General features: G+C 49.2%; 22 protein-coding genes. 9 read left to right on the top strand and 13 right to left on the bottom strand.

All coding sequences use genetic code 11. The features are described 5' to 3' along the window. Window position 1 precedes the first annotated feature (1 nt). The 6 genes from BS300_RS06295 to BS300_RS06270 are packed head-to-tail and all read left to right on the top strand — an operon-like array spanning window position 2 to window position 5,646. Window positions 2-889 (top strand): flagellin, encoded by an 888-nt coding sequence (locus BS300_RS06295; protein WP_239693804.1) that lies wholly within the window; start codon window positions 2-4, stop codon window positions 887-889. A 36-nt stretch (window positions 890-925) separates the two neighbouring features. Beyond that, the gene (locus BS300_RS06290) at window positions 926-1,351 is read left to right on the top strand and encodes a flagellar protein FlaG (protein WP_041209321.1); all 426 of its coding nucleotides are present in this window, start codon (window positions 926-928) and stop codon (window positions 1,349-1,351) included. Window positions 1,352-1,376: 25 nt separating this feature from the next. Next, window positions 1,377-2,774: a flagellar filament capping protein FliD gene (gene fliD, locus BS300_RS06285; RefSeq protein WP_071911539.1), complete on the top strand. Its 1,398-nt coding sequence runs from the start codon at window positions 1,377-1,379 to the stop codon at window positions 2,772-2,774. Between the two features lie 33 nt (window positions 2,775-2,807). Beyond that, a complete protein-coding gene (fliS, locus tag BS300_RS06280) occupies window positions 2,808-3,230 on the top strand; it encodes a flagellar export chaperone FliS (RefSeq protein ID WP_041209323.1) in 423 nt (140 codons plus the stop codon). Continuing rightward, a complete protein-coding gene (locus BS300_RS06275) occupies window positions 3,230-3,556 on the top strand; it encodes a hypothetical protein (protein WP_071911537.1) in 327 nt (108 codons plus the stop codon). Before fliS ends, BS300_RS06275 begins: the two co-directional genes overlap by 1 nt. Continuing rightward, entirely contained in the window at window positions 3,556-5,646 is a 2,091-nt protein-coding gene (locus BS300_RS06270; protein ID WP_071911535.1) for a 6-hydroxymethylpterin diphosphokinase MptE-like protein, read from the top strand. The genes BS300_RS06275 and BS300_RS06270 overlap by 1 nt, the downstream gene beginning before the upstream one ends. 65 nt (window positions 5,647-5,711) lie before the next feature. Here BS300_RS06270 and BS300_RS06265 read toward each other — a convergent pair whose 3' ends face one another. Genes BS300_RS06265 through BS300_RS06255 form a run of 3 tightly spaced genes read right to left on the bottom strand, consistent with a single transcriptional unit; the run spans window position 5,712 to window position 8,228 of the window. Then, the gene (locus BS300_RS06265; RefSeq protein ID WP_071911533.1) at window positions 5,712-6,383 is read right to left on the bottom strand and encodes a class I SAM-dependent methyltransferase; all 672 of its coding nucleotides are present in this window, start codon (window positions 6,381-6,383) and stop codon (window positions 5,712-5,714) included. A gap of 47 nt (window positions 6,384-6,430) precedes the next feature. Then, on the bottom strand, window positions 6,431-7,477 hold the full coding sequence (pseI, locus tag BS300_RS06260) for a pseudaminic acid synthase (protein ID WP_071911531.1): 1,047 nt from the start codon (window positions 7,475-7,477) through the stop codon (window positions 6,431-6,433). A 37-nt stretch (window positions 7,478-7,514) separates the two neighbouring features. Next, window positions 7,515-8,228: a hypothetical protein gene (locus BS300_RS06255; protein WP_071911529.1), complete on the bottom strand. Its 714-nt coding sequence runs from the start codon at window positions 8,226-8,228 to the stop codon at window positions 7,515-7,517. Between the two features lie 66 nt (window positions 8,229-8,294). Here BS300_RS06255 and BS300_RS06250 point away from each other — a divergent pair, with 66 nt between their 5' ends. Together BS300_RS06250 and BS300_RS06245 are read left to right on the top strand one after the other, a co-directional pair. Further along, a complete protein-coding gene (locus tag BS300_RS06250; protein ID WP_139731915.1) occupies window positions 8,295-9,125 on the top strand; it encodes a class I SAM-dependent methyltransferase in 831 nt (276 codons plus the stop codon). Window positions 9,126-9,145: 20 nt separating this feature from the next. Then, window positions 9,146-9,784 carry an HAD family phosphatase gene (locus tag BS300_RS06245; RefSeq protein WP_158025280.1) on the top strand — a complete coding sequence of 213 codons (639 nt, stop codon included), beginning with the start codon at window positions 9,146-9,148 and terminating at the stop codon, window positions 9,782-9,784. A gap of 150 nt (window positions 9,785-9,934) precedes the next feature. On the opposite strand, the gene BS300_RS06240 is transcribed toward BS300_RS06245, so the two are convergent. The 9 genes from BS300_RS06240 to BS300_RS06200 all read right to left on the bottom strand — a co-directional run bounded on the left by BS300_RS06240 (window position 9,935) and on the right by BS300_RS06200 (window position 18,641). Beyond that, window positions 9,935-11,224, bottom strand: a complete 1,290-nt coding sequence (locus BS300_RS06240) for an aminotransferase class III-fold pyridoxal phosphate-dependent enzyme (RefSeq protein ID WP_071911523.1) — start codon at window positions 11,222-11,224, stop codon at window positions 9,935-9,937. Next, window positions 11,221-11,976, bottom strand: a complete 756-nt coding sequence (locus BS300_RS06235; protein WP_071911521.1) for a glycosyltransferase family protein — start codon at window positions 11,974-11,976, stop codon at window positions 11,221-11,223. Before BS300_RS06235 ends, BS300_RS06240 begins: the two co-directional genes overlap by 4 nt. Then, complete coding sequence (locus BS300_RS06230) at window positions 11,973-12,818, bottom strand: aldo/keto reductase (RefSeq protein WP_071911519.1); 846 nt, start codon at window positions 12,816-12,818, stop codon at window positions 11,973-11,975. Before BS300_RS06230 ends, BS300_RS06235 begins: the two co-directional genes overlap by 4 nt. After that, complete coding sequence (pseC, locus tag BS300_RS06225) at window positions 12,815-13,945, bottom strand: UDP-4-amino-4,6-dideoxy-N-acetyl-beta-L-altrosamine transaminase (protein ID WP_071911517.1); 1,131 nt, start codon at window positions 13,943-13,945, stop codon at window positions 12,815-12,817. Before pseC ends, BS300_RS06230 begins: the two co-directional genes overlap by 4 nt. Continuing rightward, window positions 13,942-14,946 carry a UDP-N-acetylglucosamine 4,6-dehydratase (inverting) gene (gene pseB, locus BS300_RS06220; protein WP_071911514.1) on the bottom strand — a complete coding sequence of 335 codons (1,005 nt, stop codon included), beginning with the start codon at window positions 14,944-14,946 and terminating at the stop codon, window positions 13,942-13,944. The genes pseC and pseB overlap by 4 nt, the downstream gene beginning before the upstream one ends. 104 nt (window positions 14,947-15,050) lie before the next feature. Then, window positions 15,051-15,896: a cobalamin-binding protein gene (locus BS300_RS06215; RefSeq protein ID WP_071911512.1), complete on the bottom strand. Its 846-nt coding sequence runs from the start codon at window positions 15,894-15,896 to the stop codon at window positions 15,051-15,053. Next, a complete protein-coding gene (locus BS300_RS06210; RefSeq protein WP_071911510.1) occupies window positions 15,889-16,851 on the bottom strand; it encodes a cobalamin biosynthesis protein in 963 nt (320 codons plus the stop codon). Before BS300_RS06210 ends, BS300_RS06215 begins: the two co-directional genes overlap by 8 nt. Next, on the bottom strand, window positions 16,848-17,540 hold the full coding sequence (gene mtnN, locus BS300_RS06205; protein WP_021230869.1) for a 5'-methylthioadenosine/S-adenosylhomocysteine nucleosidase: 693 nt from the start codon (window positions 17,538-17,540) through the stop codon (window positions 16,848-16,850). Before mtnN ends, BS300_RS06210 begins: the two co-directional genes overlap by 4 nt. A 168-nt stretch (window positions 17,541-17,708) precedes the next feature. Beyond that, window positions 17,709-18,641: a ZIP family metal transporter gene (locus BS300_RS06200; RefSeq protein ID WP_071911508.1), complete on the bottom strand. Its 933-nt coding sequence runs from the start codon at window positions 18,639-18,641 to the stop codon at window positions 17,709-17,711. Between the two features lie 387 nt (window positions 18,642-19,028). On the opposite strand from BS300_RS06200, the gene BS300_RS06195 reads away from it, so the two are divergent. Then, window positions 19,029-20,660 (top strand): methyl-accepting chemotaxis protein, encoded by a 1,632-nt coding sequence (locus tag BS300_RS06195; protein ID WP_033116033.1) that lies wholly within the window; start codon window positions 19,029-19,031, stop codon window positions 20,658-20,660. A 385-nt stretch (window positions 20,661-21,045) separates the two neighbouring features. On the opposite strand, the gene suhB is transcribed toward BS300_RS06195, so the two are convergent. Beyond that, window positions 21,046-21,849 carry an inositol-1-monophosphatase gene (suhB, locus tag BS300_RS06190; RefSeq protein ID WP_021230872.1) on the bottom strand — a complete coding sequence of 268 codons (804 nt, stop codon included), beginning with the start codon at window positions 21,847-21,849 and terminating at the stop codon, window positions 21,046-21,048. Window positions 21,850-21,875 lie beyond the last annotated feature (26 nt).

The following is a 21,875-nucleotide window of genomic DNA, read 5'->3' as shown; positions in this document are numbered from 1 at the left end:
CATTAACACCAACACGTCATCACTGAACGCCCAGCGTAATTTGATGAATACCACCAAGTCTCTGGATACCTCGTACACCCGTCTGGCATCCGGTTTGCGCATCAACAGCGCAAAAGATGATGCTGCGGGTTTGCAGATTTCCAACCGTCTGACCTCCCAGATCAACGGTCTGGATCAGGGTAACCGTAACGCCAACGACGGTATCTCTCTGGCACAAACGGCAGAAGGGGCGATGGATGAAGTGACCGGTATGCTGCAGCGCATGCGTACCTTGGCGCAACAGTCTGCCAACGGCTCAAACTCAGCCAAGGATCGTGAAGCGCTGCAAAAAGAGGTTGATCAGCTGGGTGCTGAAATCAACCGGATTTCCAAAGATACCAGCTTTGCTGGCACCAAATTACTTGATGGGACTTTTTCTGGCAGCTTCCAGGTCGGTGCTGATGCCAACCAGACCATCAGTTTCAGTTTGACCCAAGCAAACGGTTTCAGTATTTCTGGTATTGCTGCTGCGGCAAACACAACAGTGGATGTTGGTACTGTTATAGGTACAGCTATCAACGTGACAGCTATCTTTGTCGCAGGTAGTTCTATCAGCATCAGTACCCAAAATGGTGCACAGCAAGTGTTAGCAGCTGCTGATGCTATGCTCGGAGTCGTCGATAGCAAGCGAGCCGAGCTAGGTGCAGTGCAAAACCGCTTGGATTCTACCATTCGTAACCAGGCCAATATCTCGGAAAACGTCAGTGCTGCACGCTCTCGTATCCGTGATGCGGACTTCGCAACCGAAACAGCCAACATGACCAAGCAGAATATTCTGCAACAGGCTGCATCCAGTGTCTTGGCTCAGGCTAACCAGAGACCGCAGTCTGCTCTTTCCCTGCTCGGGTAATGAGTGGACCAGGCTGACTAAGATGGGAGAGATAAGATGGCAACCGAAATAGGCAACCTGTCATCTGCCAATGGCGCTTCCTTACAGCTAAGTGACAAGAGCGGCCAAGTGGCCGCTCAACTGCTTTCTGGCACGGTAGAGGATGCCGGGACTGTACAGCAGAAAAGTCAGGAGCAGGCAAAGGAAACTGAGCTTCAACAAGTGCAGAGCCAGGCAGATGTTGAAAAACAGGTACAAAACTTGCAGGAATTTGGCAAATTGCAAGGGTGGACCGTTAATTTCAGCATGGAGCAGGAGTCTGGCCAGATGGTAATAAAGGTAATGGACTCTGATACCCGCTCGGTGATCCGCCAGATCCCTACGGAAGAGTTGATTGCTATCCACAAGCGGATCCAGGCGTTGCAGCAAGGTGAAGCAGGGGCGAACCCCAAACGCGGATTGTTGTTTGATAGCGAGATTTGAATCGAATTGATGAGGAGAAGATAACATGGCCATTACTTCTGCCGGGGCGGGCTCTCAGCTGGATCTCGAGAGCGTTATTGCCTCTAGCGTGGCTGCCAAGAAGGCTCAACTACAGAAGCCCATAGTCACCAAGCAAAACAGCACCCAGATCAGCATATCAGGTATAGGCCAGTTGAAGTCATCTCTCACCGCATTCACCGATATTCTCGATACCTTGAGCAAACCTGGGGCCTTCAACAAGCGAGCCGTTACTATCACCCAGGATAAAGATAATCCAGTGATGAAGGTGGAGAGTAAAAGTGGTGGCTCCAATGGCCAGTACAACATTACCGTCAATAAATTGGCTACTACTAGCCGTGTTGAAGGTGAATTTGCCAGTTCGACCACCCCACTTGTGACTCAAGACGGTCAATTAACTTTTAAAGCTGGTACCAAGGAGTTCAAAGTTGATGTCAAAGCAGGGGATACTCTGCAAGACATTCGTAAAAGTATCAATAGTAATGGCGATAACTTCGGTCTTAGTGCAAATATCGTCAATACGGCAGATGGTAAGGCAAAATTTGTTATTGACTCCGGTATATCTGGAGATGGCAAAGATTTGGTGATCACTGGCAATAATTCTGAGCTGGATATCTTTGCTACAGGTGCGGCAGGTTCGGTGATGAGCCAGAAGCAAGCTGCTAGTAGTGCTGAGATTACTGTTGATGGTAATACACTTAAAAGTGATACCAATGTATTTGACGACTCTATTCAGGATTTGAAATTAACGGTTTTGCGTGTATCCGATAAAGAAAGTGATGGCACGACTCTGAAATCCAACAAGGTTGCGATAACAACAGATAAAACTGCAATTCAGGATATGGTCAAGCAGTTTATTGATGGTTATAACGCACTGCAAGATAAAATGGATGCGCTGGGCAAGCGCAATAGTATCGTTGGCGGAGTTAGACAAGATGATGGTGGCGCGCTTGCTGGTGATGCGAGCACACGTACCATTAGCAGTTTTATGGCTAATACCGTAACAAATAAAGCAGGTACCAGTACGACTTATTCAACCATCTTCGAAGTGGGTATTAAGATGGACAATAAAGGTAAGTTGTCTCTGGATAAAACCAAATTTGATGAGGCTGTGGATAAAAACTTTGACCAGGTTGTTGGTCTTTTTGGTGGCGAAAAGGGTATTGCTGCAACCTTGAATACGGGTTTAAAAGAGTATTCCAAGTCTGGCGGTATGTTGGATCAACGTACAGATGTTTTAAATGCTGATCTGCGTAGCTTGAACCAAAAACAAGCTACATCCAATGCCCAACTGGTAAAATATGAAGCATCACTACGTGCTCAATATGGCAGCTTGGATGCGTTGCTGGCGAAAATGAATCACTCTGCGGCTGCGCTACAATCACTACAAATCAACAACAAATAAATTATATATTGCAAACATTACGAGGAGCAGGCGATGTACCAGCGTAATCTAAAAGCATATAAGGCAACCAGTGTCGCTGCTGACTTGGCTGTTGCTGATCCTCATCGTGTGATTCAGCTCATGATGCAAGGTGTACTTGAACGTTTGGCTCAAGCCAAAGGTGCAATTGAGCGTCGCGATATGGAAGCCAAATCTACCGCTGTATCGAAAGCTCAGGGGTTATTACATGGTTTGCAGGATGCGCTTGATATGAGTCAAGGGGCTATTGCTGAAGATCTATATAGCCTCTACTCCTACATGGACGAGCGAATTTGGGATGCGAGCCTTGCATTGGATGCAGCCCCGATTGAAGAGGTTATGGCTTTGATGGTAACTATAAAATCTGGCTGGGATCAGTTACCCGATTCTGCTAAACAACAGGGCTATCAGATGAGACAGCAACTGGGTGAGTTGTAATGACCACTTTAGCCTCTTTGCAACAAGCTCTCACAGAAAATTACGAGCAACTTCAATATCTATTAGCCATAAAAAGCTATGATGATGCTCTGGTCTGTATGGATTATCGAATTTCTTTGATTGATCGTTTGCTGTATCTCGTTGAACGTGAACCTTCACTGAAGCAAGATGCCAATTTATTGGCTACATTACTTTTTCGACAAGAAGAAAGCATGAAAAAAGTGGCATCTGATCACCATCAACTTATTTTCAATGAGTTATCTGCTATTGGGTTGGCGAGTAAAGCAAAGCAAATTTATAATAGTGTGAGTAGCAAGGAGTTCTGATGTCGGAAAATATTGATGATATTTTGAAAAAAGCCGAAGGTGTTGCTTTACGACTAAAAGAACGTGCAGAGCAAGAGGCTGCCATGTCGGTTGCTTTGCCACTTCGATTCTCACAGAATATTGCTGCATTTCGTAAATATATCCCCCATATTGCAGACATGTATGAGTCATATCAACCAATCCGACCATTTCGTTTTTTTTGTAATGAAAATGGCCAGCCAAACATGGCTTGGATTGATGATGATGTCGCGGTATATGGTGATGAACCGTATCTTATCTGCGAGACGTTAGTTAAAGAGTTCATGGATAAAGGTGGTTTATCCAAGTTCTCATTTAGTCAAGAAGCCAACCCACTCGGATTTATGCACGTTGAGTATCTTAATAAACTCAATGCTTATCTAGATGATATTTCCATTCGAGAAGATCCATTAAGAAAAGTGCCAACTGAAGTTCCTACCGCACTGGTGTTTGGGGTTGGTTTGGGGTATCACCTTGGTTATCTTTATGAACAATGCAAAATTGGCACTCTATTTCTTTTTGAACCAGATCTAGATCTTTTTTATGCATCTCTTTTCTGTTTCGATTGGGCACCTCTGCTTGATTATTTACATAAAGAGAACCTCGGTCTACATATCCTATTAGGCCAGGATGAAGATACTATTTTTAATGATTTTGCATCGGCTATTCATAGCCGAGGTTCTTTTCTTATCGCTAATGCCTTTATCATGTGGGGCTACCAAAATGATAAAATCAAAAGTTTAATTGAGAGAATCCAGCGTGAGTATTATCTGCTGGTGATGGGGTGGGGTTTTTTTGATGATAATCTGATAGCTCTTTCTCATACAGTTGATAATATTGAACGAACTGTTCCATTCCTTATACAGGATAATAAGATACCATCTGAATACAATCGAACTCCGATTTTTGTTATTGCTAATGGTCCATCTTTGGATGCCTCTCTTCCTGTTATTGAAAACAATAAAGAAAAAGCAATTTTAATTTCTTGTGGCAGCGCGATTTCTGCATTGCATAAAGTAGGTATAAAGCCTGACATTCATGTTGAGACAGAACGAACTAAGATTGTTTATGACTTCTTGGTTAATATGAATGACCAAGATTATCTTAGAGATATACTTTTCCTAAGTACAGATGTTATCCATCCCTATTGTTCTACGCTGTTTGAAAAATCAGTATTAATGTTTAAGCGCAGTGAGCCTGGTGTTCTCCTCTATAATGTAAATTTCCCACATTTGCAAAAATACGCGGCCTTGGGGGGGGTGAATCCTTTAGTTGGCAATATTGGAGTCACTGCGCCAATTCATCTTGGTTTTAAAAACATCTATTTATTTGGCCTTGATAATGGTTATAAAAACAAAGGGCATCATCACTCGAAATTTAGTGCGTATTACAATAGTGATAAAGGCGCTGAGGTACTTGGAGAGTTGATGTATGGAGATAGTCAGTGGCAGCATGAAGGTAACTTTGGTGGTGTCGTAATAAGCAATGCCATGTTTAATACATCCCGAAGAGTGATTGAACAAGTATTAGCTGCGAATGAACATGTTCAGTGCTTTAACTGCAGCGATGGGGCTAAAATTGCAAAAGCAAGACCATTGCCTGATAGTGAAATCAGTTTCTCACAAATCATAGATAAAGCTGAGCTGATTCACCAAATTACGCAACTATCAGCCCCAATCCCTTTGTCAAAAGAAGACTTCAAACCATATCTGGATGTTGAGTTTTTTGATATTTTAATCGATAAGATGATGGGTGAGTGGCAACATAAGTTCTCATCTAGAAATGAAATCAATCAGTTGATGTTGCGCAATATGGGCTATCTCTCGCAGATTGCAGTAACTCGACAAAAACATATATCTCAGATCATGATTGGTTCAATGAACTATGTGTTTACTCTATTGAGTTCCATTCTTTACTCATTTGAGGGAGAGGAGAAAACAATAGAGCTGATGAGGCCCGCGATCTGCTTATGGTTAGATTTTTTAGCAAAGGCAAAAGAGATGTATCCAAGATCTTTCGATAGTGTTGATATGATTGATAATGAAATCATGTCCTTTTTTAGAAAGGAATGATGTTTTTAGTGTAGTGCATAAGGTATTATTACTCACAATGGGAGGTAAAAAACCTCCCATTACTATTAGCAATATTTTTTGGAGTATGGATTTTTCGCGTCAAGAAGCTGTGAGTCTTTTTTTAATAGCTGAACAGACACCAATGCATCTGGCTCCAGCTCATTGGTGCCATCATGATGTGTGACATGCTCATATATTCGACAATAACTTGGATGCCAACTAAACATACTACTGTAATTCATTTTATAGCTAAAAAGGTTAGCATAATGTTGGTAGTCATTTCGATAGTGCCCTGCCGGAGGGCAAAAATCCAAAATAGCCATTACACCTTTATCTTTTAGTAATCTGTCGCTATTGGCCGCAATCTTGAAAAGATCCTGTGGATCACATAGATATAAACAAAAACCGAAAATAATAAGATCGACAGGTTCAATATCAGGTAAACCATCTGCAGTTCCAACGCTTAGATTTAATGCGGGATAGCTCAGAGTGCCATCCTCAATAGCTGTTTTTGATGGATCTATTCCATAGCAGCTGGCACCATAATGGTTAGCCAGTTGTGCCAATCGCCAGCCATTTGCGCAGCCAATTTCAAGGATTCGTTTTGGTTGGCAATCGATGTTTTGTAGTGCTATGAATATTTGATCATTATTCAGAGACTTTTGGTTGATGCAGAGTTTATTTCTCTCATACCATGCATCTGCTTCCTCTTTAATGAATACATTTTTTTGTTTCATATAAAATATCCTATAATATGAGAGTTATAAATCATTGCTTTTAGCTTTTATAAAAAGTCATCTATATGAACAGCCTTCCCACGACTAATATCATGGCGAGTTTTTCTGCCCAATATTTGTGGTAGTGATTCTGGTGGCAGCCCATAGCCAGGCCGGATCCTTCGGATGTGTTCCTGCTTTATTGTTGTACCCGCAGGAATGTCGGCAACAAAATATAAAGAACGACGAAATCTCAGGTTTGCCTGTTCAGCTTGGTTACCACCACTTTCTCCGGATCCCACCGCTTGCCAGCAGAGCTTTGTCTGGCTACAGAGTTCTTTCAGTTCATGTGGTTCAATGGAGAACTCGGCATCTGGGCCGCCATCAGCGCGAGCCAAGGTCAGGTGTTTCTCGATGGCCACAGCGCCCAATGCTATTGCCAGCTGAGCTGCGGTATTCCCCAGCGTGTGATCAGATAGACCAACAGGTACTGAAAATGTTTCTGCCAAGCGGGTAATACGCTTGAGATTGATATCGGCAAGAGGGGTTGGGTAGCCACTGACACAATGAAGTAGCAGGATCTGTGGGCAGCCATTTTCACGCAAAATGGTCAGGGCCTTGGCAATTTCAATTTCATTCGACATGCCAGAAGAGATAATGACCGGCTTTCCTTGCTGAGCTATGTAGCTGAGAAGGGGAAGGTCGGTAATTTCGAATGAGGCAATTTTGTATGCGGGAGTACCCAGTTCTTCCAAAAAATCAACAGCACTCTCATCGAATGGAGTGGAGAAAATGGTCAATCCGCGTGACTTGGCTCGTTCAAAGAGAGGTCGGTGCCATTCCCACGGGGTATGTGCCAGGGTGTAGAGCTCGTAAAGTGTATAGCCATTCCATAATCCACCCTCGATGTGAAAATCGGGCAGATCACAGTTGAGTGTCATAGTGTCGGCTGTATAGGTCTGAAGTTTGATTGCATCAGCACCAGCATCAGCTGCAGCATCTACCAATGCTAATGCTCTGCCTAGATCCCCGTTATGATTACCAGATAATTCGGCAATAATGTAAGGTGGGGAATTCTGATCAATCAGACGGCCATTAATAGAGAAAGGAATCATAGGTAAATACTCACGTGGTCTATTTATACTTGTTAATTTATCTTTTTTTTAAGAAAAATTCCATAATTGCAATAGAAATAGAAGATATATTTTGTCTTTCCATTGCAATATAATCAATAATTATGTTCCTAGGGATAAAAATAATTGATTCATACTCAAAAGAGCGGACTGTTGTAAAGCAGTGATTAATCGTCTCTTGGTTTACATCGCTATACATATAAATACCAATATCTAGCACAGATGCTTCATGGTCAATAACATAGCAAAAAGGAGTTATTGTGCGAAGCATATCTTGGTTTATCCCCATTTCTTCATATAGCTCAGTCAGCAATTGTTGCTTGAAATCATATGTATTTATGTCGTTTGTTATGGAAGCATCTAACCCACCACTTGGTACTAACTCCCAGAGTTCTGCATCTTGGGTTGTGAATTTGGCTCGTTTTCCAAAAACAAAACCATCTTGGCATTCCAGAATGCCAGAAACTGCAATGGGCATTATTTGAATTTTTTCAAGAAGCTCCGGATGGCTTTTTTTTGAAAAGAAAAATTTGTAATTATCGATGACTGATGTAATTTTGTTTGATGAGTCTGATATGCAAGAGAGTATACTTCCATCGAAAAGGCGACTGTTTTTTCTTTGCGCTTCACACCAAATTTTATCGACTATAGTAAGCAGTGCATCATCATGTTTAGCTCGATCTCTTTCTATGAGAAGCACTGCGTTATCTGAAAGCTCATGCACGCTTAGCATATTATATCTTCCCTTAAAGTGGAATGTTATGCTATCTTAACAGATAGTATGTATGGAGGTAAACTTATGAAAGATAAGTTTGATTTGATTCAGATTCATGAGCATTGGAAAAATTGGGCTATTACCTATGGCACCGAGCTCCGGGCTACCACTAAAACGGGAACAGCAAAACTAATCGAGTTGGCTGAATTAAAAAAAACCATTTCATCTTTGAAAGAGTCGCTCCCAATTAACTCGAGAATTTTGGAGATCGGTTGTGGCAATGGTTACAATATTTTTTCGTTGCATGAAGTCTTTCCTAATTATAGATACCAGGGGATAGATTTTATTGAAGAAATGATTATGTCGGCGGAGAAACTTAGGAAAAGCAAACTAATCGATAATGAATCAATTTGCTTTGATGTGGGTAATGTTCTCAATTTGGAATGTCCGGTTGAGCAATACGACTTAATTTTTACTGTTCGATGCTTGATAAACCTAAATACAGATTCGCTGCAAATGAAAGCCATTGCCAATATAGCAGAAAAAATAAAATCAGGTGGGTATTTTTTGATGCTTGAAAATTCTATAGGCTCTTACTCGAGACAAAATCATTTGCGAACACTTGTTGGTCTTGAGGAGAGAGAACCAGCGGAATTTAATCACTTTATGAATGAAAAGCTGGTTCATGATGAATTAAAATCGTTGGGTTTCGTTGAAATTAAAAACAGCTGTTTCTCAACATTGCATGATGTCGTTCTTTATGTTCTTCTGCCAATGATTAATGGTGGCAAAGTCGACTATGAAAACCCCATGGTTGAAGCTGCTGCAAAATTATCATGTGCTCTAACCGAAGATAACTATGGAATGTTAGGAGATTATGGCCAAAATAGATTGTATCTATATAAAAAACAATAATGTTTGGTCAAGGTAAATACATGAAAGGGATTTTTTTTGACTTTGATGGAACATTGGTTCAAAGTTTGGAGTCAATGTTTCATGTTTATTCTTTATTCCTGTCTCGAAGGGGAGAACAGGCGTCTAAACTTGAATTTGAAAAGTTAAATGGCCCTCCTTTAATCGAGGTTGTTCGTTGTCTAAAAGAGTGGCGCAATTTACCTGAAAGCAACCAATCATTGCTTGCTGAGTATAATGATTTGATAGATGAATTATATATTAATTCTCCCCCTAGTGTAGGGGCGATAAAGTTGATTCATGAGGCGGTGAAGCATTCGTATCGTTTAGTTATAGTGACATCGAATAAGAGAAGTAGAGTTGAGGCATGGTTAGCTCTGAATGGCTTGAAGGACACCTTCTATTTAATTATCGATGGCGAAGATGTTCGTAATGGGAAGCCTCATCCTGAACCATATCTGCTTGCACTGAAAAAATCTCGGCTATCTCCTGGTAATGTTGTTGCGGTGGAGGATTCTATCCAAGGTGCTACATCTGCTCTCCAGGCAGGTCTAGTTACTTATTTACTTACAGACACGTTGGATATTCCACAAGAAAAGAATGACTTTAAATGCATTCGTTCTCTATCAGATTTGACAATTTCATTATTTAGTGAAAAGTAATTGTGGTTTTGAGTGGTAGATATATTTAGGGATAAATGGATTACTTCAATGTAATTATTGAAGTCTGTTATGTAACATATACAAGTTAACTAAATAGTGCGCATAGAATAAAATTATTGTTGTATGCGCACTTATGGATATTTTTGTTAGTCAACGTACTTTAAAGACAGGTTGAATAGGTTCACCGTCAAGATTTTTTTCAATTGTCATTTTACTATCGTGATCTATCAGCGCAGGTAGTACTTCAGTGTATATTTTCAATATTTTCTTGATATCCGCGTAGGTATGAGAGTAGTTGAGGTTATGACTTCCTAGTGTCAGGATACCTCGCTTACATAACTCTTGCATCAGATAACTTTTCAATAACCAACTTGAGTGATTGTGAGAGTCGGTGATTAACAAAAAACACCATGTAGGGTGTCCTGCGGTTTTTATCCATTCTGGTGCTTTTATATCAGTTAATATGGTGTTCAAGCCATCAAGGAGAAATTGTCCTCGTTCCGTTAGGCAAGCAGGTATATCGTAATGACGCATTTTTTTGATGACGGCCTTAGCCGCAGCTAAAGCAATAACATCGCCGCCAAAAGTTCCTGAGAAAAAAATGTCTTCCATACGCTTCATATACTTCTTACGCCCGACGACGGCAGATATCGGGAATCCATTAGCCATCCCCTTGCCAAAAGCTGCAAGGTCTGGCGTTACTCCGAATAGAGTTTGTGCCCCTCCAAGATGATTTCGAAAGCCGGTAATGGTCTCATCAAAGATGAGCAGCGCTCCATGGGCATCGCAGAGTTGGCGCAGACCAGGCAGAAAATCCGGGTTTGGCCAGGTTACATTCATCGGTTCCAGAATGACGGCGGCAAACTCGCCCGGGTGAGCGTCCAGCAGACGCTGCAGCGAGGCAAGATCGTTGTAGTCAAATCTGTGCGTCAGCTCTCTTACGCATTCGGGGACCCCCAAATGGCGGGTGGTCGAGCCTATATACCAGTCTTGCCAGCCGTGGTAGCCACAAACGGCCACCCGCTCGCGGCCTGTGACCGCACGGGAGAGCCTGATACAGGCTGAGGTGGCATCAGTCCCGTTTTTGCCAAAGCGAACCATTTCGGCACAGGGGATAAGCTCAATGAGTTGTTCAGCGACCTCGGTTTCCAGCCGGTGGGGAAGGGAGAAGATCGAGCCCAGATTGAGCTGTTCCATTACTGCCTCATTCACATCCTGATCGCAATATCCAAGACTGATGGCCAGCAGGCCGCTGGCGAAATCAAGATACTCGTTGCCATCTACATCCCAAACATGTGCACCTTTGCCGCGCTCGATAAAGAGTGGGGCGGCGCCATAGGGAAAACAGAGGCGGCTTTTGGAGAAGGTTTGGGAGCCAAGAGGAATGCTCTGTTCCGCCCGAACCGAGAGAGCCAGTGAATGTTGATAACGTGAGGTCATATGTGATTCTCCTTGGCTAGCGAATTAGCCAATCCTTCGTTGCGTTGGTGCCGGGTATTAAGTGTTGCCAGCTCCGGCTGCTGCACCAGCAGGTCGAGGATATCGTCGGTCGTAAAGGTTGGGTTGACAGGATAGAGAGCCTTATAAATGCGCTCTACCAGCTCAAAATCGGCAGGCTCATCGACAGTCCAGCGCAGGTGGGCCAGCGAAGGCGAGCGCTGCAATTCGCCGATGGAAAACTGCTCGGGATGACAGCGAACGTAATAGGTGACATGTTCCCGCTCGGTCTGCGTGGTGGCTTTTTCCTGCAAGGTTGCCAGAGTCGCACCAGTCATGATCTCGGCATCCAGCCCATCCGGATAACTGGGATTGCCGCAGTTGCTGCTGTAGTCGAACTTGCCCGAGAGATGGAGGGCTATCAGCTCGTCTATTACCATTGGGTCTGCCAGTGGACAGTCAGCGGTGAGACGCACAACATGGGTCGGACTGTAGGGTTGGGCCGCTAGATAGAAACGCAGCAACACATCGTCAAGAGGACCGCAGAAACAGGGGATATGCAACTTTTCGCACAGTTCGGCAATGGCACGATCTTCTGGCTTATTGCTGGTGGCAACCAGCAGCTTGTCCAGCAGCTTGCTCTGTTGCAGCCGTTCAATCTGCCTTGCCAGCATGGGGTCGCCCAGCAGTTCTTTCAGTACCTTGTTGGGCAGGCGGGAAGAACTGGTTCTGGCCTGCAGAATACCTAGGATCATTGTGTTCTCCAGAGTCCGGGGTTGATAAGTTCCTGTTCCATAGACGCCAGATGGGCGATATCGGCCTCGTAGCACTCGTGCTGCGCTTGACTGGCCGCAATGATAGCGGCCAGCTCTTGGGCATGACAAACACCGACAACAAAGCGGCTTACCTGTGGTAGGGCCGTCATGATGGAGAGGGCTCTGCCAAGCGGGGCCATTGAGGGATGCCACTGGTCAAACCGTTCAAGTGCGGTAGCGAAACGCTGAAAATAGTCAGGTCGCTGTGCTGGCTGCATCAACAACAGTCCCTGCAAAAAGAGCGAGCGAACATGGATTTCACAACCCATATCTACCAGTTTGTCGAGCCATCCAGTACGTAAAAAGCGTTGATCGAGCAAATTGGCAGGTAATTGCACCAGTTCCAGAGGATAGCCAGCTGCGCTCCAAGCATCGAGCTCCTCCGGGGAGTAGACGGAGATCCCGAGTTTTCCGATCGAGCCCTTTTTCTGCAAATCGGTGAGCAACTCGACCATGGCCGGTGAGGCATCCTGGCTGCGGTGCAGCAGCAGACCATCGAGCCGTTTTCGCCCCAGCAAATGCAAACTGTTGTTGACTGCGGCCTTAACATCGGACAGCGGTAGCCCAGGCGCCAGTTTGTCGATGATTGTGAAGCCGGTGATATCTCTTTGTCCCAGCCTCTGCTCGGCATTGCCATAGGCTTGCGCAGTATCCAGGGTATCGATACCTGCATGACGGGCCAATGCAATGATCTCGTCGAGTTCCTCATCGCAGACTTGTCCGTCGTGATTGCTGATCCCGTAATCCAGACCGAATTGCACCGTGCCTAAGGCTAACTTCATGATAATTGCTTAAGCACGTCTATGACTTCATCTTGCTCCTGAATTGTCATTGTCGGGAATAGCGGTAAACTCAACGCTGTATCCCCATAAATGATTGCCCCAGGATAATTAGTGGGAATCTGACCCAATGCTTTATAGTAAGGTTGGTTGGGAATTGGCTGATAATGGAGATTTGCCATTATCCCCTTATCACGCAGACCTTGTAGTAAAGCATTACGTCCTTGTTCAACACGCACAACATAAAGATGAAATGCATGGTGAATATTAGATATTTGTAATAGAGGCGATATTCCCAAGTCACCTAGTTTTTGGTTGTAATAATCTGCCTTTTGGTGTCTTGTAGAAATATAGGAGTCAAGACGTTTGAGTTGGCTAATACCCAACGTAGCTTGTATGTCTGTCAAACGATAATTATAGCCTAGCTCGTGCTGTTCGTAATGCCAGTCGCCAGGTGCACCTGTATTGAAATCCGCGCTGTCACGGGTAATGCCGTGCCCCCGGTATAATTGAAGGCGTTTGGCAAACTCTGGATGACGAGTAGTAATTGCGCCCCCTTCACCTGTAGTAATAGCTTTTACAGGATGAAAGCTAAATACAGTCATATCACTATAGCGACACTCACCAATTTTACTATCGAGATAGCTAGCTCCCAGTGCATGGCAGGCATCCTCAATTAGAGTAATGCCATATTGCTTACAGATAGAATGAATTTCAAAAAGCTCACAAGGCTGACCTGCCAAATGAACAATTATCAATACATTCGGACGTCGTTTAGTCCAAGCAAGTTTATCTCTCAATGCTTGAATTGAAATATTTCCCGTTTCTGGGTCAATATCTACAAAGTCAACTTCAGCACCACAATAACGAGCACAGTTAGCTGATGCAACAAAGCTGATAGCAGAGACCCAGACCAGAGATGTATGGTTAACATCTGCAGCCAAGCATGCCAAGTGGAGCGCTGCAGTTCCATTGCTACACACAACTGCATACGGTACTGCGCAATAATGAGCAAGCGCATGCTCAAACGCAGGTACTTGGGGCCCTTGAGTCAAAAAATCGGACTGTAGCGTATCCAATACAGCTTCAACGTCGTCCGATGTGATTTGTTGTCTCCCGTACGGGATCATAGTGTCAGTACCTCAGCGTTTACCTGACTTATATCCTCTATCGACAAAAAATGAGGATTATTTAGAGAATTGTATTCAAAATCTGAAGCGACCAGTTTGGCTGTTTCACCCATAGCATTAATGCTGAAATCATTGTTACGGCTATTGAAGCTGATGCTGGGAGCTATCACGTAGTAGTCGTTGAACTCATAGGTGTGGAAGGCGTCGTCTGCCGGGCACATCACCTCGTGGAGCTTCTCCCCGGGACGAATACCGATAATCTCCTGCTTGAGCGACGGGGCCATAGCGGTAGCAAGATCGGTGATCCTGACCGACGGTATTTTAGGTACGAACAACTCTCCGCCACGCATGCGCTTGAAATTGTTTAGTACAAAATCCACCCCTTGCTGCAGAGTCAGCCAAAAACGGGTCATCTCTGGATGAGTGATAGGAAGCGTATTGGCGCCGCTCTTGATCAGATTGTCGAAGAAGGGTACGACCGAGCCCCGTGAGCCGACGACGTTGCCATAACGCACGACCGAGAAGATGGTTGGATTCTTACCAGCCATATTGTTGGCGGCGACAAAGAGCTTGTCAGAACAGAGCTTGGTGGCACCGTAAAGGTTGATCGGGTTGGCAGCCTTGTCGGTCGAGAGTGCGATAACCTTCTGGACACCATTGTGGAGTGCAGCCTTGATGACGTTCTCGGCCCCCCCAACGTTGGTCTTGATGCACTCCATCGGGTTGTATTCCGCGGCCGGTACTTGTTTGAGCGCCGCTGCGTGCACCACGAAATCGACATCGCACATCGCAGTGTCGAGGCGTTCGCCATCGCGCACATCGCCGATAAAGTAGCGCATGCAGGGGTTATTGAAACACTGTTGCATTTCAAACTGCTTGAGTTCATCACGGGAGTAGACGATCAGTCGTGCAGGCTGGTAGCGGGATAGCACGGTTGCAATAAATTTTTTGCCAAATGACCCCGTGCCACCGGTAACCAGAATTGTTTTTCCATTAAACATGATGTCATTCCATGATCAAATTAGTATCTATGTAATTCTAAAGCACTTTTTATGCCATGTGCAGCTTAATGCAAGCGATGGCAACTCAAATGGCAGTTTTTTGGCTATTTATCACCACGTTTTGAGCTAGCTTTAGCGAGAGTGCGGCATATATCCTCCACCGCATTGAGGGCTCTTGGGGTGAATCGGTGCAGCTCATCGGAGTTGACCAGCATCAGTCGGTGATGTTTCACCGCATCAAGGTTTGGCCACTGCTGCCAGTGATGCAGGGCGTCAGGATCTTGACTCCCGGCCAGGATCAGCGCGGGGTTGGCCCTGATGACCTGTTCCATATTCACCTGAGGATAGGGTGTTCTGGCATTGCTCATGACGTTGACTCCGCCGCAGAGTTCGATGGCCTGAGCGGGCCAGGCGTTACCGCTCACGCTGGTGAGCGGCGGGTACCAGAGCTGGTAGAACACCTTGACGCCGGTTGGTTGGCCATAGTGCTGTTGCAGGGAATGCAGGCGTGCCAAATAGCGATCTGCGGCTTCGTTGGCACTCTTTTCCACCCCCAGCAATTTGCCCAGCGCCCGCATCTCTTCGGCCAGCGAGGCAAAATCGGTAGGCTCTGAGTAGAAAACCGGGATACCCAGCTGCTCCAACGGGGCCAGTATCCGTGATTGAGCCGAGCGCCAGCCGAGAATGAGATCCGGCTTTTGCGCCAGCATAGCCTCGACATTGATGCTGCGATAGTTCGCCACCTTTGGCTTGGTTTTGACCTCGGGGGGATAGTCTGAGGCATCGTCGATGGCCACCAGTTTGTCGCCGGCGCCAATCTCGTAGAGCAATTCGGTCAGGTGAGGAACAACACTCACCACCCGGGTCGGCGTGGCGGCCAGCAGGGCACCGGGCAACCAGGCAAGCAGCACGCAGGGCAGCCAGATCGGCAAGCGCAACACTCTATCCATGAAATAACCCCGCTACCGTGACAACCAGCGCCAGTATCAACCAGCCCCAGCCGCACCCTTGCAGAATGTTGAGCACCTTGCGCGGTGTCTCGCTATCTGGCTCAGCACCAGTGCCGATGACGGGCCAACGCTGGAGAACCCCCTGATAGTAGCGAGGGCCACCAAGGCGGATCCGGCACTTGTCTACCAGCAGAGTGAGCAGCATCCCCATGGCGGGATAGGGCCAGAGCGCGCCACTTCGCAGCAGCTGTGCGGCCTGTTTGAGACGGCTTGCCAGCAGTGGCAGCCCCAGCAGCAAAATGACGGAGGCATTGAGCCCCTGATAGAGCGCGCTGGCGGCGCGACCAAAGTGGTCGAAGGCGGGATCTTTGCGACTCCAGCTTTGATTCATCAGCTGCACCAGCCGCCAGAGCAGGGCGCCCTGTACGCCGGCCAGAGCAAATCCCAGCAGCGGGCCAGCCCATTGGCCGACCAGACGCAGGGCGCAGCTCTCCGTCACCGCTTTGGCGAGCCCCATGGCCGAGAGTTTGCCGGTTTCCCGTTTGAGCCAGGGGGCAGACTGCAATCTCGCCAGCGGCAGGGTCTCCTGCGTGGCGAGCGAGCGGGTGGCATGGGCGAGTTCGCGCAGCGGACGGGATTCGAGCATCAGCAGTAGGAACAGCAGGTCGAAGACTGGCTCGCTAAGGGCCAGATTGCGCAGCGACCAGATCCCGGCGGCGCAGGGGAGCCAGACTACCAGCATTGCCAGCAGGCCGGCCTGCATTTGCTGGCCGGGCGAACCATCAGGTCTGTGTACCTTGTGCCCCAGCCGGGTCAGCAGGGGCGTGACGGCCGAAAGACGCAGATGGGATGGCCACGGGATCACCGCCTCCAGCAGGGCAGCACCTACCAGAATGGCCGCCGTCGTCGAAAGGAGGGCGTCGGCCATCAAATCAAGCGAGCCGGTCTCGATCACAGCTTGCCGAGCATCTTGATAATCACTTCGGCGGAGTGCTTGCCGGCCACTTCGATGAAGGCATCGAAGGATTCAACCTGTTCCTTGCCTGCGATATCGGACATGGCGCGTACCACCAGATAGGGCACTTTGAACATGTGGCACACCTGACCGATGGCGGCACCTTCCATCTCGACCGCCAGCATCTGCGGGAAGTCGGCGCGAGCCTTGGCGATGGCGTCCGGTTTGCACATGAACTGATCGCCGGTACAGATAAGGCCGACCTTGGTCTGGTGCTTGCCCTGCTCGGCGATGCAATCCTGAGCGACCGCGATGAGCTTCTCGTCGCAGGGGAAGGCGGCGGGTTGCTGTGCCATCTGGCCCATCTCGTAACCAAAGGCGGTCACATCGACATCGTGGAAACGCATCTCGCTGGCGATCACCACATCACCGATGTGCAGGTCTTGGGCAAAGCCGCCCGCAGAGCCGGTATTGATGACGCAGTCGGGGGCGAATTTTTCCAGCAACAGGCTGGTGGCCACGCTGGCGGCGACCTTACCGATACCGGAGCGGGTCAGGATCACCTCTTTGCCCGCCAGCTCCCCTTGATAGAACTCGCAGCCGCCCAGTTGCAGGGTGGTGGGGTTGCTCATCTGGCTGCGCAGCAGGGCCACTTCTTGCTCCATGGCGCCGATAATACCTACTTTCATTGCTGACCTCGTCTTGATAGCCGTGTGGCTGAATTTAAGTTGCTGTAGATCATAACAAAAGATGGCGTCGGCGCCGAGAGGCACAAGCGAAAGGAGAGATGAAGCGCGGCGCTCCATATGGGAGCGCCGTAGGTGACAAAAAGCATTGATGAGATAGGAGGGGGGCCTTTAGCCGAGCGCGGTGTCGAGGGTCATCATCAGGGCAAAGCCTGCCATCAGGCCAAGGGTGGCATAGGTCTGATGACCGTTGCGGTGAGTCTCCGGGATCACCTCGTGCGAGACCACAAACAGCATGGCGCCGGCGGCGAGCCCAAGTCCGATGGGGTAGGCGATGGCAAGGCCGCTGGAGAGTCCCACCCCGAGCAGGGCGCCAACCGGTTCGAGCAGGCCGCTGGCGATGGCAACCAGCACCGCCACCGAGGGGCGAAAACCGGCGGCGCACATGGCCAGTGCCACCGCTAATCCTTCCGGAATATCCTGCAGCGCGATGGCGGTGGTGAGCGGCAGCCCCACCGACATATCACCCTGCGAGAAGCTCACTCCGATAGCCATCCCCTCCGGCAGGTTGTGCAGGGCGATGGCAAAGACGAACAACCAGACCCGAGAGCAGCTCTCATGGCCGGGGCCGCAGGGGCCGGTTTTGTCATGCTCGTGCGGGGTGAACTGATCCAGCCCCAGCATCAACAGCACCCCGAGGGTCATGCCGACCACCACCACGGCGGCGGCGCTAAAGCCGTTGCCGGTGATCCCCTCGGCGGCCTCCAGCCCCGGCAGCAGCAGGGAGAAGGCACTGGCCGCCAGCATCATGCCGGCGGCAAAGCCCAGCATGGTGTCCTCTACCTTTTGCGGTACCGAGCGCAGAAACAGAGCGGGCAGGGCGCCGATGGCGGTGGCTGCAAACCCAGCGGCACCACCGCTCAGGCCGTAGCGCACGCCGCTGGTCACCTCGCCTGTAGCGAGCATGATGAGACTCTGCAACAGCAGCAACAAGACGGCAGCCAGCGCGATAAAGAGACCGAGGGCGGTAAGTGGCCGCGCCTGTAGTTGTTCACGCAGCTGGGCAGACCAGGTTGAAGCGGGCAGATACGAGCTGTTATCCATAAACAGGGCCTCTTGTTACAGCAAATGGTTACAACGAAGGGGGATGGCGCTCCGCCATCGGATTATGTTGGTCATTACAACGAGTTGATGGCCCCTTGTCCATGCCACTGCCTCGATTGCATTTATCGGTTAACTATTTGAAATGATTTGGTCGCTATAAATATTTTGTGATGAATGTCGGGTTGTGAAGGAAATCAGCTTGCATTCATTTGGTGAAATCTGGTGAAGGATTAGGCGATATTGTGATAGAGTGCGCGCCTCGCGAAATCGTCCTTCCCCCGCTTTCGCAACCTTCCATCTCCCGTCAGGAATGGCCGGGATCAGCTCATACGGATGTGATCGCTACTGTTTACCTGCTTGTCAGCAGTTGAGGATCAACAGCCAATCATGTTTTACAAGAATCTCTCCATCGGCAAAAAGATTGCCGTGGTTTTTGCGGTCATTGCCGCAGTCAACGTTGTCTTCGGTGTTTTTCTCTCCAGTGAATTGCGCGGCGTGCGCGATCGGGTGCTGAATTTTACCGACTCCACTTTGCCGAGCGTGCTCTCGGTCGAAACCCTGCTCTACGACGTCTCTTATGTACGTCGGGCCCAGTTTGCCCTGCTGATGGTGGATGATGCTGCCGACCTGCAGGCCCGTCGTGGCCGCATTCAGGAGAATATTCGCAAGGTTGACGAGGCATTTCGTGCCTACGAGGCGACCGTAGGGGCCGACAACGAGCGCCAGGTGTTTAACCAAGCCAAACAACAGTGGCTCACTTATCAACGTTCGGTAAACGAGTTTGATATGCTGCTGGTGCAGGGTCAGCATGATCAGGCCAAAACCCAGCTGTTTGCCTCCAACCCGCTCTTCGGGGCGCTGGAGCAGGCGGTCAACTCGCTGATCCAGGTGAACCTCGGTTTCGTCAAAGAGAACCGTGGCAGCCTGCTTGGCAGCGTCAGCATGGTGACCACCTTCGCCATGGTGAGCATCGGTGCCCTGCTGGTGTTCATGGTGGTGATGACCTGGTTCCTGACTCGCCAGATCTGCCTGCCGCTGCAAGCCGTGGTGGCTCAGGCCAACGCCATTGCTGCCGGCGATCTGACCCATCAGCTGGAGCGTCAGCATATCGGCCGCGACGAGCTGGGCATGCTGGCCAAAGCCTCTCTCAAGATGCAGGACAACCTGCGCGGTCTGATTGAAGAGGTGGTGGCTGCGGTCACCCAGCTTGGCACTGCCATCGAGGAGGTGAGCGCCGTCTCCGAGCAGTCCGCCAAGGGCATTCAGAGCCAGCAGCAGGAGATTTCGCTGGTGGCGACCGCGATGACCCAGATGAAGGCGACCGTGGCCGATGTGGCTGGCAATACCGAAACTGCCTCCAGCTCTGCCAGCTCTGCCAATGCGCTGGCCCGCAGCGGCAATCAGGATGTGCAGCGTTCGCTGGTGGCCATCACCCGGGTTGCCGAAGAGATCGAGCAGGCCGGTACGCTGGTGACCGAGCTGGAGCGTGAATCTGCCCAAATCAACGTGGTGGTGGATGTGATCCGCGGCATCGCCGAGCAGACCAATCTGCTGGCCCTCAATGCGGCCATCGAGGCAGCCCGCGCCGGCGAGCAAGGCCGTGGCTTTGCCGTGGTGGCCGACGAGGTGCGCACCCTGGCGGGTCGCACCCAGGCCTCGACCGGCGAGATCGTGGCCATCATCGAAACCCTGCAGGCGCGCGCCAATCAGGCCAAAGAGGTGACTGGCCAGAGCTGCGAGATGATCCGCCAGTGTGTGGATCAGAGCGAACAGACCAGCAACGGCATCCAGCAGATTGAAGAGGCGGTCGCCCAGATTGCCGACATGGCGATCCAGATTGCCAGCGCCTGCGGCGAGCAGGATGCGGTCTCCGACGAGCTGGGCCGCAACGTCGAGCGGATCAACGAGTCCGCCAACGAGGTGGCTCTGGGCGCCGACCATACTGCCCGCGCCTGTCTGGAGCTGAGCCAGCTGGCGGTGGGCCTGAAGCAGACCATCGGCCGCTTCCGCCTCGCCTGATAAAGGGGCTGGCGTACGCCGGCCTCTTTCATGCATAAAAAGTCGGGGCGTTTTGCATGCCCTCACGACACCCGGCCATGTGCCGGGTGTTTTTTTATCTGGCGATGGGTACGAGGCCTGATGGTGGGGTTCTTCGCAAGAGGATGAAGGTCAGGGCAAACAGGGGGGGCAGATGATTATCCCGGCCTGTGTGCGGTGATATTCAAGAAGGTTGGTTAAGGCGTATTTGCTAACGAGAGAAGGGCGACGAACTGTTTTGGGGATGGGGTGAGTTGCGGGGGAGGAGAGCATAAGTTGTGTGCTGCAGTGACCCTGTCAGGGTATATCGCGGCAATAAAAAAACCGGCTTGCGCCGGTTTTTTTATCTGTCTGCTCGAAGGCTGGCTTATTTGGCCAGAGACTCCGGCAGCTCTTCGCGGATCTTGCCCAGCATCTCTTTCAGGACGCGCGGGTTGGCAACCACGATGTTGCCGGAGTTTTCGTAGTTGTGGCCACCAACGAAGTCGGTGACGATGGCGCCGGCTTCTTTTGCCAGCAGCTCACCGGCAGCGGTGTCCCAGGGTTTCAGGCCGATTTCCCAGAAACCGTCGACACGACCGGCAGCCACGTAGGCCAGATCCAGTGCGGCAGAGCCGGAGCGACGGATGTCGGCACATTCGATGAACATGCTCTGGAACATCTTCAGGTAAGGCTCGATGTGATGCTTCTGTTTGAACGGGAAGCCGGTCGCCAGCACGGTGCCAGCCAGCTCTTTGGCCTTGCCGACACGAATGCGGTAGCCGTTCAGCTGGGCGCCGCTACCACGGGTAGCAGTGAACAGCTCGTCACGGATCGGATCGTAAACAACGGCTTGTTCAGTCTTGCCCTTGACGCGCAGGGCGATGGAGACGGCAAAGTGCGGAATGCCTTTGACCAGGTTGGTCGTGCCATCCAGTGGGTCAATGATCCATTGGTAGTCCGGATTGGTACCGGCAATCTCACCGGACTCTTCAGCGACGATGCTGTGTTCCGGGTAAGATTTTTTGATGGTGTGAATGATGGCCGCTTCAGCTTCACGGTCAACGTTGGTCACGAAGTCATTGCTGCCTTTTTGGATAGCCTCAATGTTCTCGGGCTGGGAGAAGGCTTTTACTACAACTTGACCGGCGTTGCGCGCAGCGCGCACGGCGATATTCAGCATCGGATGCATAGGTTCACCACTGGATGTTAAAGAAC

The organism is Aeromonas sp. SCS5, assembly GCF_001887375.1.
Taxonomy (GTDB): domain Bacteria; phylum Pseudomonadota; class Gammaproteobacteria; order Enterobacterales; family Aeromonadaceae; genus Aeromonas; species Aeromonas jandaei.
The sequence above is the reverse complement of the archived record's forward strand: the minus strand, read 5'-3'. Positions and strand labels throughout refer to the sequence as shown.

Excerpts from the sequence above, each read along its gene's own strand:
- BS300_RS06290 (WP_041209321.1), top strand. The coding sequence starts at position 926 with ATGGCAACCGAAATAGGCAACCTGTCATCTGCCAATGGCGCTTCCTTA.
- fliD (WP_071911539.1), top strand. The coding sequence starts at position 1,377 with ATGGCCATTACTTCTGCCGGGGCGGGCTCTCAGCTGGATCTCGAGAGC.
- fliS (WP_041209323.1), top strand. The coding sequence starts at position 2,808 with ATGTACCAGCGTAATCTAAAAGCATATAAGGCAACCAGTGTCGCTGCT.
- BS300_RS06275 (WP_071911537.1), top strand. The coding sequence starts at position 3,230 with ATGACCACTTTAGCCTCTTTGCAACAAGCTCTCACAGAAAATTACGAG.
- BS300_RS06270 (WP_071911535.1), top strand. The coding sequence starts at position 3,556 with ATGTCGGAAAATATTGATGATATTTTGAAAAAAGCCGAAGGTGTTGCT.
- BS300_RS06265 (WP_071911533.1), bottom strand. The coding sequence starts at position 6,383 with ATGAAACAAAAAAATGTATTCATTAAAGAGGAAGCAGATGCATGGTAT.
- pseI (WP_071911531.1), bottom strand. The coding sequence starts at position 7,477 with ATGATTCCTTTCTCTATTAATGGCCGTCTGATTGATCAGAATTCCCCA.
- BS300_RS06255 (WP_071911529.1), bottom strand. The coding sequence starts at position 8,228 with ATGCTAAGCGTGCATGAGCTTTCAGATAACGCAGTGCTTCTCATAGAA.
- BS300_RS06250 (WP_139731915.1), top strand. The coding sequence starts at position 8,295 with ATGAAAGATAAGTTTGATTTGATTCAGATTCATGAGCATTGGAAAAAT.
- BS300_RS06245 (WP_158025280.1), top strand. The coding sequence starts at position 9,146 with ATGAAAGGGATTTTTTTTGACTTTGATGGAACATTGGTTCAAAGTTTG.
- BS300_RS06240 (WP_071911523.1), bottom strand. The coding sequence starts at position 11,224 with ATGACCTCACGTTATCAACATTCACTGGCTCTCTCGGTTCGGGCGGAA.
- BS300_RS06235 (WP_071911521.1), bottom strand. The coding sequence starts at position 11,976 with ATGATCCTAGGTATTCTGCAGGCCAGAACCAGTTCTTCCCGCCTGCCC.
- BS300_RS06230 (WP_071911519.1), bottom strand. The coding sequence starts at position 12,818 with ATGAAGTTAGCCTTAGGCACGGTGCAATTCGGTCTGGATTACGGGATC.
- pseC (WP_071911517.1), bottom strand. The coding sequence starts at position 13,945 with ATGATCCCGTACGGGAGACAACAAATCACATCGGACGACGTTGAAGCT.
- pseB (WP_071911514.1), bottom strand. The coding sequence starts at position 14,946 with ATGTTTAATGGAAAAACAATTCTGGTTACCGGTGGCACGGGGTCATTT.
- BS300_RS06215 (WP_071911512.1), bottom strand. The coding sequence starts at position 15,896 with ATGGATAGAGTGTTGCGCTTGCCGATCTGGCTGCCCTGCGTGCTGCTT.
- mtnN (WP_021230869.1), bottom strand. The coding sequence starts at position 17,540 with ATGAAAGTAGGTATTATCGGCGCCATGGAGCAAGAAGTGGCCCTGCTG.
- BS300_RS06200 (WP_071911508.1), bottom strand. The coding sequence starts at position 18,641 with ATGGATAACAGCTCGTATCTGCCCGCTTCAACCTGGTCTGCCCAGCTG.
- BS300_RS06195 (WP_033116033.1), top strand. The coding sequence starts at position 19,029 with ATGTTTTACAAGAATCTCTCCATCGGCAAAAAGATTGCCGTGGTTTTT.
- suhB (WP_021230872.1), bottom strand. The coding sequence starts at position 21,849 with ATGCATCCGATGCTGAATATCGCCGTGCGCGCTGCGCGCAACGCCGGT.